This is a genomic window from Flavobacterium columnare (genome assembly GCF_014844295.1).
GTDB lineage: Bacteria > Bacteroidota > Bacteroidia > Flavobacteriales > Flavobacteriaceae > Flavobacterium > Flavobacterium columnare.
Genome location: NZ_CP054494.1, coordinates 2402352 through 2414637 on the forward strand (window position 1 = coordinate 2402352; position 12286 = coordinate 2414637).

Sequence of the window (12286 nt, forward strand, 5' to 3'; positions counted from 1 at the left end):
ATTTGAAATTCCTATTTACTTTTAGATTCTTCCAATTCTATTTTTTTGATGATGTGAATACCTCCAATACTATATGCCACATCTATAGGGATTGGAATGCCATTTAGAAGAAAATTACCGTTTTGAAATGGAGTAATCCTTTCATCAATTAAAAAAAAGTAATTGTCTTTGTCGGATAATATATCTAGATTGTCATCTTTTAGTTCAACGGGTTCTATGTATTCAACCAAACCAATTTTGTTTAATTCAGGAATTGTTATTTTTTGTCCATTCATCTCACAGGAATGTTTCTGACCAAGGCCAGGCATTCCAAACCAAGGGATGGCTTGCCCTATTTGTAATGAAATTTTAGACGTATCTCCAACAAAGAGAAAATGTTTGGTTTTAAAAGTTTCAAAAATAGGGGGTAAAGATTTTTTAGGAAAAGGCTCTTCTGCTTTCCAAAAGAACATAACTTTATTTTGCCATTCGGGATCATTCGGGTTTTTACAAACTAAATGGTCTGTCCAATAGTGCATATAAAGTTGTCCCGCTTGAAGCAAAATAGTCGATTTATGAATGCGTTCTCTTTGTTCGTTTGTTAAAGATCGAATGATCTTATGTTTTAAATGATCAACTGTAGAAACGAACGTATTTTCTTTGTTTAGTTGAACGTCTTGAGTTTGTTTTGAGTTTTTTAAATTAGTTACAGCTTGTTTTTTCTTAAAGAAAATATCAAAAAATCCCATAAATAATAATTGAAATAGATGTTTTATTAATTTGCTTTTGTATTCTGTTTGCCGACGGTTTACAACTTTAGAAACTTAGGAACTGATTATTTTTTGTTAAAGGTAAAAATTCTTGCAAAACGCAAACATCAATTTACTGTAAAAATGAAATATTTTCAAAAACTTGTTGTACTCAAACCTTTGATGGTTTCGTAAAACGGTATTCCTTGTAAACGCGAAATCCTAAAAAATTCTAATGGCTTCTTCCCCAAATATTTTTTTAAATCCAAAGTCGGTAAACGGATTGATGTATTTAGCCTTCATGTTTCCAAATGGTTTGATGGATCAAATTTACAAAAAAGGCAGGAGCACTGTTTTTTATAATTTGTTTATTTCTTCTTGGGTTAATCCTGTTGATTGCATGATTATTTCTATTGAAATGCCTAGTTTTTTTAAAGATTTAGCAGTTTCAATTTTACCTTCAATTTTACCGTCGTCAAAAGCCGTGTCAATAATACTTTTTAGGTCTCTGTACACTTTTAAACTACTTTCGTATTTGTCTAATTCCCATTGTCCAAAATTAGCCAATTCGGCTTTTTCAAAGGCTTGAGTAAAAACCTCATCTTTGAAAATGGTAGGTATATTTTGGAAGTCTTCTAGGTTTTTAATAAAATACAACCACTTGTCTAAACGGGAGTTTAAGTCGGTTTCCTGTTTTTTAAAGTTGGGCATTTCTAAATAAATATAGGTGAGTTTATCGTAAAAAACCTTTCCATTTTGGTTTTTTAGTTTAATGGTGTGTACGACTTCGCTTTTTTCGGGTTCAGATTCGTAATCGTCAAAAGTAAAATCTAAAATACCTATGCAGTAAACGGATTTGAGGTGATAGTTCCATTCTCCTTTTTCGGCTTGTTCTCTAATAGGAAAAGTGGCGTAATAAATGGTTCGTTCTTTAAAGAAATTTTGTTTTGCTTTTTGTAGTTCTACGATAAATTTTTCTCCTTTTTCATTTTGGCAATAGATGTCGTATATGGCTTTTCTATCGAGGTCGGTAATTCCGAGTTGCTCGGTGTTTTTAAAAGAAAGTTCTTTAATTTGGTCGTGTTGAGGCAATAATGTATTAAGGAAGTCTATGAGCAAATTTTTGCAGGCTTCTTCCCCAAATATTTTTTTAAATCCAAAGTCGGTAAACGGATTAATATATTTAGCCTTCATGTTTCCAAATGGTTTGATGGATCAAATTTACAAAAAAGGCAGGAGCACTGCTTTTTATAATTTGTTTATTTCTTCTTGGGTTAATCCTGTTGATTGCATGATTATTTCTATTGAAATGCCTAGTTTTTTTAAAGATTTAGCAGTTTCAATTTTACCTTCAATTTTACCGTCGTCAAAAGCCGTATCAATAATACTTTTTAGGTCTCTGTACACTTTTAAACTACTTTCGTATTTGTCTAATTCCCATTGTCCAAAATTAGCCAATTCGGCTTTTTCAAAGGCTTGAGTAAAAACCTCATCTTTGAAAATGGTAGGTATATTTTGGAAGTCTTCTAGGTTTTTAATAAAATACAACCACTTGTCTAAACGGGAGTTTAAGTCGGTTTCCTGTTTTTTAAAGTTGGGCATTTCTAAATAAATATAGGTGAGTTTATCGTAAAAAACCTTTCCATTTTGGTTTTTTAGTTTAATGGTGTGTACGACTTCGCTTTTTTCGGGTTCAGATTCGTAATCGTCAAAAGTAAAATCTAAAATGCCTATGCAGTAAACGGATTTGAGGTGATAGTTCCATTCTCCTTTTTCGGCTTGTTCTCTAATAGGAAAAGTGGCGTAATAAATGGTTCGTTCTTTAAAGAAATTTTGTTTTGCTTTTTGTAGTTCTACGATAAATTTTTCTCCTTTTTCATTTTGGCAATAGATGTCGTATATGGCTTTTCTATCGAGGTCGGTAATTCCGAGTTGCTCGGTGTTTTTAAAAGAAAGTTCTTTAATTTGGTCGTGTTGAGGCAATAGTGTATTAAGGAAGTCTATGAGCAAATTTTTGCTGGCTTCTTCCCCAAATATTTTTTTAAATCCAAAGTCGGTAAACGGATTAATATATTTAGCCTTCATGTTTCCAAATGGTTTGATGGATCAAATTTACAAAAATATCTTAGGTGTTGAGGTTAAATTATAAGGAAGTTTAGGAGGTAGTATACAGATCATATTTACTTGATTGTGTTATAGGTTTGTTTTTGTTATTTTAAAAAAACAGGTATTTCTATGAATAAGAATTATGGTTTATCTATTTTTTAAATAATTGAATTTGGTTTCAAACGCCTGCTCGCTATTTTGCTAGAGACTGTCCAAAAAGTTCGCAATCTTGTGATTTTGACCAAAGGAAGAAATTACATACTATTGATTATGAGACTCCTCCTTACGTAGGAGTGACAAACTGGATGTTGAATTAGTACTTTTTGGACAGCTTCCTTAACGCTCGTCCCTCCTTCAAAAAAATTGAATTCGGTTTTAAACGCCCACGCGCCTCCTGGCTACTTCGCTAAAATAGTCCATTGGACTATTTTTTAACGCTCGTCCCTCCTTCAAAATAAGGGCTTTCCCAACTTTTTACCATAAACGTGAAATAGAGGCGTGTTGTAGATACCCTTCAAAATAAGGGCTTTCCCAACATGATAAGGCTAATCCACCAATCTCAAATGTTGTAGATACCCTTCAAAATAAGGGCTTTCTCAACTTACGATTATGAACTATTTATTCAAAAAACGTTGTAGATACCCTTCAAAATAAGGGCTTTCCCAACACTGTTTATCAAGTTAATAAAAACAGTAGAGTTGTAGATACCCTTCAAAATAAGGGCTTTCCCAACAAATCGGAACAATTATAAAATATCAAATGCGTTGTAGATACCCTTCAAAATAAGGGCTTTCCCAACTTTAAATTATTTTGAAAAAATGGATTTTATGTTGTAGATACCCTTCAAAATAAGGGCTTTCCCAACAATACCTGAAGAATATTACACTGTAATAGAGTTGTAGATACCCTTCAAAATAAGGGCTTTCCCAACCAGGCTAAAATACTTGATATAAATCTAACTGTTGTAGATACCCTTCAAAATAAGGGCTTTCCCAACTATTCAGCAATTACAGCAATTACAGCAGGGTTGTAGATACCCTTCAAAATAAGGGCTTTCCCAACTTCAAGAAAAGAATAAGACTAAAAGAAATGTTGTAGATACCCTTCAAAATAAGGGCTTTCCCAACTACATCATCATACAAAACTTATTTATCATGTTGTAGATACCCTTCAAAATAAGGGCTTTCCCAACCAAAGTTCTTGGTTTATCTAAAATTAATCGGTTGTAGATACCCTTCAAAATAAGGGCTTTCCCAACTATCTTTTGATTACGGTCAAAAACATAAAAGTTGTAGATACCCTTCAAAATAAGGGCTTTCCCAACTTACAATGGCTATAATTTTCAGTACTCAGAGTTGTAGATACCCTTCAAAATAAGGGCTTTCCCAACTTCAAAAGATGAGGTGACTAAAGCTAGAAAGTTGTAGATACCCTTCAAAATAAGGGCTTTCCCAACCTAAACGCTGGTAAGCCTCTCATAGTAAGGGATTACTACAATTTTTTATACTAAAAAATGAACTTTTTTTGTTTTAATCACTGCAAATGTAGTCATTTTTTTAATCCTAATTTAAAATGTCAAAGAGCAATTGTATTTAGACCTGTGTTTTATCTTTTTTCTCTTTGTTTTCCCATAATTCTTTTGTTATGGTTTCAAAAACTCGGTTGAAATAGGTCGCAAAGTATTCGCTTTCTTTTTGGTGTACAAATTTTTCCCAATCTTTATTCCCTTTATCATTTTGAAAACTAGTAGCTAAATCGTAAATAAATTTAGGAGGATATTGATTGTGCGCCATTTTGTTGCGAATGATAATTAAAACAAGTGCTTTTTTAATTAAAACATTGGTTATTTTGTTATAATTCTCTTTAGTATTAACTATTTTGGCTTTTTCATCCTCATCCATATTTTTTATTTTTTCCTTCAACTCTTCAGTATTATAATCATAATATTTAAGTAAAATTTCAATATCTATGTTTTCTAAATTTATGATTTCAGATTCATTTTTTAATAAGGCTTTTGTAATGTAAAGTTTAAAATTAGGGTGTCTTTTTCCTTTTTTATCCTCAATTTCTAAATCTTCAGGATGACTAGCATTATTAGAAAAATCATAAAATTTATCTAAAATTTTTTTCTCTAATTCTTGTACTTGTTTTAGTAGTTCTTTACTACGCACTTTTTCATACTCTTGCAATTCCATATTAAGTGCGGTATAGTGCAATTCTTTATAATCGTTTTCATTTTCCTTCTCAGGTTTTTGTAAGGCATACGTCCACGTTCTATCATCATAAGTAAGCAGCGTGGCTATTTTTTCATCTTGCAGGGCTCTCTTGTATTTTCCTATGTCTTTTAGTTTCGGATTAGCGGTAATCCTATTATTTTGTAAAGATAAATGGATGACTTTATTCCATAAGGAGCTATCGTTGCGCTTTTGGTAAGCTTTGGCATCGGCTTTTATTTTTTCTCTTTCTGCTTTAGAAACATAAAAATCTGATAAAGATTTGTCTAATGGCTGATTGAACAAGTCTTGATACAAAGTATCTACCATTAATTTTAAATAATAGTCTTGAATTTTTACTTTGTTAATAGCTCGTAGGTTTTTGTATTTCTCTTTTTTCTCCTCTTTACCAATAGCTTCATTAGTATAAATATTGATTAGGTTATAAAACGATTGGTATTCAGTTGCAGGGTCTTTAGGAATTGAAGACCATTCATTTTTAATTGTAGCTTTTTTGTCTTCAAAAATACCACGACTAAAGCTAACAGGTTGTTCTAAAATTGCATTTTTATAGCTTTCTAAACTTTGGGTAATGTATTTGCGTTTGTCAAAAACACGAAATAAATTTTCATTGTGTAGCGATAAATTATTTTTTAGATTTCCAAAAATTTCTTTTCGTTTGTCTAGATACCCTTTATAAAAGGATTCAAACGTTTTTCTATTGTCCAAAAAAGTTCTCAAACTTTTCCCCATAAAATTGTCCTCGTAAAGAGGCCATTTTTGGTTTAATAACTGAAAAACTTCCGTTTTTCGAACATCATAAAACGCTAATAAATATTGCAAATGCGAGTGTTCGTACCCTTTCCAATTTTTCTTAGAGGAAGAAGGCATAAAACGTAATATATCGTTTGCTAGCCAAGTAGCTTCTTCACCTATTTCTTTTTTGGAGAATACTGCTTTACGTTCGTTGTTTTGGAATTCATTCTCATTCTGTTTAAGAATGTCTAATTTATCCTGACTTTTTTGTATTTCTTTATTAATGTCTTGTAGTATCTTTTGTACAGGATTACCGTTTTCATCTTGTACTTCTAAAAATGAAGTTTCGTTTGACGTTTTAGATAATTTTTTTGGGTAGGATTCGAGAATACTCTTTCCTTCGGAATAATTCTCAAAACTTTTTGTAAAACTATTTATTGCACTTAAAATTTTATTTTCAATTTGAATAGGTATTGCATTTAATTCCTTTTCATTCAATTTTTTCTCTCTAGAATTTTTTACTTTTTGAAAATAATCGAAAATTAATGGTATCAGCTCATAACAACTTAAAAGCGCGTGCGGTTTTCCATATTTGATTGTATCACTTTCGGTTTCCGTTAGCATTTCAATGATGGAAGCTTTTTTCTTTTTCCCGTTGCTGCGTTCTTCTAAATTGGTTTGTATGTCGTCTTTGTTAATAAAATAGATACCAATATTATTGTCTTTAATGGCGTAATGAGGGTTAGGGAATTCTTCCCAATGGCAACCTTTATTATCTTCGCTAAAATTTTCTTTTAGAAAAAAATTATTTTTAAAATCAATTGCTTCATGTAAGCGGGCGTAAATGCGAATATCTTCCTTTATAACTCTATTGCTAGTACTGCTGGTTTTACCTTTACCTACAATTTTTTCTTCTTTATTATGTACATAAGTGCCTAGATTTATTGCAAATCTTAAGTTGGGTAATTGTATATATTGGTCAATAAAACTTAATGCTAGGTAATTAAATTCATTTGAATAACGTTTTCTTATAACTGGATGTACAACTTTAGATGCTTCAGAAGAATCATTGTTTTCTTCATTATCGCGCATATATTCGTTCATATCCTCTAAAAACATTTCTTGCTGTTCTATACTTAATAATTGGTAAACTTCATCAGGAACTTTGCTCAAATAGTCTACCATTTTAGAAAGTAGCGTTTCTTTAGGGAAAGTGGTGTTTATTGTATTTTTTAGCCCTCTATAACAATTATAGGTATATACCCATCGAGTAGCTAGTTTTTGCAAATCAAAACTTGCTTTAAAATTGGTAGAATTGTCTAAAATAAATTCGGCGTTTTTTCTATCTACAAATAAGGATAGTAAGAATAAGAAACCTGAACGACTAATTTTTTGGTGGAAAAAATCCTTTTTAGGTTTTTGTTCCATTGAACCTTCTTCAACTTTTTCTACAAAATGGCTTTTATGAAAATCCTTCAAAACCATTCTCCCTTTATAATCGTTAAACGTCCAAAATTGATTAAAGACTTTTTTAAATTTTTTAGAGATTTCTTCTTCTGTTAAATCTGTAAAATCATTTTGGTAATTTTTCTTTAAAAAACTATATTTTTCATTAGGCTTAATGCGTTGATTATTTACTTGACTTACCGTTTCTAGTTTTAATTCATCTAAAAGTTCAAAAATAGAATGGGCAATAAAATTAACTCCGTCAGATTGTGCTGAATGTTGAATAGCTTCATTTTTTACATAATCATATATGGAAATATTATCCGTAGTAGTTCTTCTAAAATCTGGAAATGAAATAGTGATGAAATTTCTATGATAAAAATGCGTATAAAAGTCGCGTAATTGTAAAGGGCAATTAAAAAGTATTATGCAATTATATAGGAACAGATTCTTAAAATTTTGCCTAGGATTTCTTTCTTTAAAAAAAAGTTTGTTTTGATTTTCTTCATATTGCTTTTGGGTAATAGTCTCTAATGATTTTACAAAAGGAAAATATTCAGCAATTACTTTTATATTTTTATCCCATTCAGTATCAATTATAGTTTCAGATAAAATTTCTTGAAGGATTTCAATGGGTTTATTTTTTTCTTTACTATTTAGCCTTTTTGCAATTTCTTTAAAGGAAGTGATTATGTTTTCCTCAGCATTATTCAAAAAGCCACCAAAAAAGTATTTGTCTTCTTGTTTGTAGTGGTTAAAAGTTTTTTGTTTGTTATAAGATTCATTTTTTGAACTCATTGTAGATGTGTTGGTTTTATAGTTGTGTTTGACTGTTCTAAAATAAGGAATTATTTAAGGCTTTTTAAATTTTATCTTGTGAACTTTTTAAATTAATCTAAATTTGTTATTCTATCTCTTTTGATAATTTTTTAAAAAAAGTAATAATGAAAAAACACCTTGCACTCCTTCGCGGTATAAATGTATCAGGACACAATATGATAAAGATGGATGATTTGAAAGTTTTATTGGAGCGAATGGGGTTTCAAAATGTGGTGACTTATATCCAGTCAGGAAATGTGTTTTTTGAATGTGAGGAAGCAAATGGCCCTTCGGTAGGGTTCAAAATCAAACAAGAAATTTTTAAGGAATGGGGCTATGAAGTACCTGTAATGGTTTTAGGGAAAGAAGATTTAGAAGGAGCTCTTTCTAATAATCCATATTTAAAAGAAAAGGAAGCTGATCCTTCAAAAATATACTTTGCTTTTTTGAATAAAGAACTAAATGAAAGTGCTATTCATGATTTAAAAATAAGTCAGGTTAAACCAGATGAGGCAACAGTAGATAAGAATCGGATATATTTGAAATATATTAATGGGGCTGGTAAAACCCGAATGGATAATAAGTATATAGAAAAAAAATTAAATGTACTTTCTACAATTCGTAATTTTAATACTGTAACTAAGTTGTTAGAAATGTTTTAAAAATACCTGAACAATCCATAGTGGTTTTAGAACTATGGATTGTTTAAGGTTTGTATAAAACGAATTATGTTTTGCATTTCTTCTTTAGATAAAAGGAGCGGATTTTGAGCTAAAGTTTGGTGTTCTACTATGATTCCGTTTCCTTTGCCACCTCCTTTATTGTAAAAATTAATGACTTCTTCTAGCGTGTTAAAAACACCGTTGTGCATATAAGGAAAGGTAATCGAGGCATTACGAACGGTTGGTGTTTTAAAAGCATATTTTTTGAGTGGTGCTTTTGTAATATGATATTCTCCTAAATCGGGATCTATTTGTTTTGAATGTATACGGGAGGGAACACCTAATATTTCGCTTTCTGTTTTTTGGTATAAAGGAGGAATGCTGCCATTAAATAAAGGAAAGAAATGACAAGTTGCGCATTTTGCTTTTCCCATAAAAAGATTAAAACCTTTTTTTTCTTGTATGGTTAAAGAAGCTTTTCCTCTTAGATATTCATCAAATTTAGAATTTAGTTTGGATAGACTTCTGACAAAACTAGCAATGGATTGTAATAAATTTTCTTCGGTTATATTTTTTGAACTAGGAAAAACTTTATGAAAAAGATTTCGATACATTTGGTTTTTATTAAGTTTTTTAAGGGCTAATGTAAAGCTACCGTGCATTTCATCGGGGTTATTTATAACGGCTTTGGCTTGATCTTCTAAATAACGAATGCGATTGTCTGCAAATTGGGTGTTTTGCAATCCTGCGTTTAATAAGGTTGGCGTATTACGTGATGTTTTATTTGCAACGGCTTTCGTTTTGTGGTCTGCATAAGCCTGGTTAGGAATGTGACAACTGGCGCAGCTTATTTGATTATTGCCACTCAAAATTTTGTCAAAAAAAAGTTGTTTACCCAAGTGAATTTGTAATTTGCTAGGGTTTTTGTTGTAAAAAGGAGCAAAGTAGTTTGGGTCGTACGCTTCTGTTTCAAAAGGCGTTTTTTTATTAAAATTAATAGCAGTTAAAAAGGGATTGTTTTTAATATGCAATTCTTGTTGAATTCGAAAGATATTTTGAAATATCGGATTGGCGTATTGTGTGATAAATACCGCACGATCAAAGGTGTTGAACGAATTGTTTTTTTTGAGGTAAGATATTGCTTTACTAATGGCTGTATTGAATGATTTATCAAATTGAAAACTGTTAACAACTTCCTGAATACCTCTTAAGGAACTTTGTGCTTCGGGTAATGAATGCAGGGCTAGAGCGGAGTCAAAACCTGTAATTCCTAAACTTAGAACGCGAAGTAATTGTAATTTTTGAATTTCAAATATGTTGCTGTCATTTAATTGTAAGTTGTTGATTTGTTGGGTTAATACTACGAGATGGCCTTTTAGTATTTCAATGTTTTTTGATAAAAAAAATTTGTTAATTGAAGGTTGGAATATTAGTTCTTCAATTTTTTGAAATCCTGTAGCGTATTCTATTTTTCTATTGGTTTCGTTGAGATCATTTTCGTCAATGGGAGCACCGTTTATTTTTATAAAACTACTAGGAAAATAGTAAGCAATAAATTCTTCTGTTTTCTTAAAAGCTAACCGAGTTTTTTTGAATTGATCTCGTAATTGATCTGCTGTTGCATTGTTTTTTGTTATTTTTTCAAATGTATTTATTTCATTGGCAAAGTACTTGAAATTAAGTTTGAGTAGGTTTTGTGTGTTATGCACGCTTTGTATGGATCGGTATTCATTTTTTTTGCAGGAGATAGTACAAATGAATAGGATTAAAAAGACTATATTTTTCATGAAAATTGAGTTAGTAAAAAAAAGAGACTGCTTTTACTTTTTTCATCTTTATTATAAAGACTAATGTATAATTAGAATTTAATTCGTTTAATAGTTTGGTTCTTGTTGAACAACAGATGATAGATGAATAATCTTTAGACAGTCTCTAGGTTTCGTTTATAGAGTGTATTTAGAAAGGATTATCTTGGTAAACCATTAATAAGAATAACCTGACTTCCTTGTTTTTCGTCTGGGCGTAAACCGCCACCATCTTTACCTTTAAAATCCTCTTTTTCCCAAGAATGAGGTTGTATAGATAACATAAAGGTATTGTCTTTTTCAATAATATCAGAAACGTCTAATAAAGCACCATATTCCCAAGAACCTTTGGGCGATTTAGCACCTAAATATTTATCAGAAGTATCATTTCGTCTGTGATCTAATTCAAAAACTACTTTTAGTGTTTTTTTAGCGATATCGTATTGATAAATATATGCGTCATGTGACTCGTCACCATAACCATTAGCATCTTCTTGTAGATACACATAGTTTTTTGTAACACAAATATTATCTATGTTTTGAAATGTTTTTGCTAAACCTGATTTGTTATCACCGTCTAACATAACAGTTAATTTTCCTTTTAAAGGATTGCTAGGATCTAATTCTAAACGATACAATCTTCCGTATTTAGTTCGGGTATTATTTGCGTTTACTCCCGTATTGTTTTGACCTGTAACATTAAAATAAATTTCTCGTTCTTTTCCTGTGGTTTTATTCCAGTCAATATCTTCTACACGTCCAAAAATAATGGCATTTGCGGCTTGGGCTGCTTGATTGTTTTGTAAGCCTGTATTGGTTTTAGCGTTTGTAATTTCAACGAACTCTATGTCATAGGTGTTATTTTCAGTCATTTTAGTTTCAATAGATTCGTTATCTATACGTTTGATTACATATACTTTTCCATTGTTTAAATCGCCTGTTGTTGATTTATACATTACCAGTTGACCTCCATAATCTTTGTTGTCATCATCTCCAATCATGATAATTGTTTGACCAGCGTAAGCATTTTTAGATAAAGGAACTGCATTTTCAGCACTCCATCTACCAAAAGCAGGAATGGTTTTAGGAATACTGGCATTTATGTGAGTATCCGTAGGTGCTATTTTATGTACAAGAGATTCACTATCGCTTTCACCACAAGTTAAAAAGAAAGGTCCAAAACCGTGAATTTCAGGCATTGCTAAAGTGGCAGAACAAAGTCTGGTTCCTGCACCTTTAGAATTTAAAACATATTCACCAGCAATAGGTTTAAAGGTTTTATCAAAAGTTATTTTAGAAACAGAAAAATTATCTTCATTGTTTACTAAAAAAGTAAAGGTGCCGTCTGGGTTTTTTATAAGTCCCGATCCGTCTGCGGAACCCCCAAAAACAAAGTCAGGAGAATTAATAAAAGGGTCTTCACTTGAAAATAAAGAATAGGTTTGAATACTTGAAAACTCAGGCATTGTTTTTATAAGAGCAGGAGTTTTAGAATGGTTTTTAAATTCAATACGAGTATTTTCAACTGCTGAATCCGTGTTTGTGTTTTCCTCTCTATTACAAGCTATTACTGATATAATAATAGAGGTAAAGAGCATGTTTTTTAAGTTCATAAATTTATTTTTTGTTTTGGCAAACCTACAGGCTTTATGTTAGCTAAATGTTTATGACTTTTTTTTAGATTGTTATATTACGATTTACTTATAGTTAAAAAACAGAAATGTTTGTTAATAAAATGTTTCTTGAAAAAG

The 12286-nt window shown here is 30.9% G+C and carries 7 protein-coding genes and 1 CRISPR repeat array; of the genes, 1 reads left to right on the forward strand and 6 read right to left on the reverse strand.

All coding sequences use genetic code 11. From position 1 onward, the window contains the following. Window positions 1-11: 11 nt before the first annotated feature. The 4 genes from HUE53_RS10470 to cas13b form a co-directional block, all read right to left on the reverse strand. Complete coding sequence (locus tag HUE53_RS10470; protein WP_107317712.1) at window positions 12-728, reverse strand: hypothetical protein; 717 nt, start codon at window positions 726-728, stop codon at window positions 12-14. A gap of 357 nt (window positions 729-1085) precedes the next feature. Continuing rightward, window positions 1086-1922 carry an Rpn family recombination-promoting nuclease/putative transposase gene (locus HUE53_RS10475; RefSeq protein WP_014165543.1) on the reverse strand — a complete coding sequence of 279 codons (837 nt, stop codon included), beginning with the start codon at window positions 1920-1922 and terminating at the stop codon, window positions 1086-1088. A 54-nt stretch (window positions 1923-1976) separates the two neighbouring features. Next, entirely contained in the window at window positions 1977-2813 is an 837-nt protein-coding gene (locus HUE53_RS10480) for an Rpn family recombination-promoting nuclease/putative transposase (protein ID WP_077225046.1), read from the reverse strand. A 521-nt stretch (window positions 2814-3334) separates the two neighbouring features. Continuing rightward, a CRISPR array of direct repeats spans window positions 3335-4290; the repeat unit is 36 nt; unit sequence GTTGTAGATACCCTTCAAAATAAGGGCTTTCCCAAC. Window positions 4291-4426: 136 nt separating this feature from the next. After that, window positions 4427-8047: a type VI-B CRISPR-associated RNA-guided ribonuclease Cas13b gene (gene cas13b / locus HUE53_RS10485; RefSeq protein WP_192188465.1), complete on the reverse strand. Its 3621-nt coding sequence runs from the start codon at window positions 8045-8047 to the stop codon at window positions 4427-4429. A 146-nt stretch (window positions 8048-8193) separates the two neighbouring features. On the opposite strand from cas13b, the gene HUE53_RS10490 reads away from it, so the two are divergent. Then, window positions 8194-8730 (forward strand): DUF1697 domain-containing protein, encoded by a 537-nt coding sequence (locus tag HUE53_RS10490; protein WP_065213425.1) that lies wholly within the window; start codon window positions 8194-8196, stop codon window positions 8728-8730. A 32-nt stretch (window positions 8731-8762) separates the two neighbouring features. Here HUE53_RS10490 and HUE53_RS10495 read toward each other — a convergent pair whose 3' ends face one another. Together HUE53_RS10495 and HUE53_RS10500 are read right to left on the reverse strand one after the other, a co-directional pair. Next, a complete protein-coding gene (locus HUE53_RS10495) occupies window positions 8763-10439 on the reverse strand; it encodes a cytochrome-c peroxidase (RefSeq protein WP_192188466.1) in 1677 nt (558 codons plus the stop codon). Window positions 10440-10696: 257 nt separating this feature from the next. Then, complete coding sequence (locus HUE53_RS10500; protein ID WP_192188467.1) at window positions 10697-12148, reverse strand: PhoX family protein; 1452 nt, start codon at window positions 12146-12148, stop codon at window positions 10697-10699. Window positions 12149-12286 lie beyond the last annotated feature (138 nt).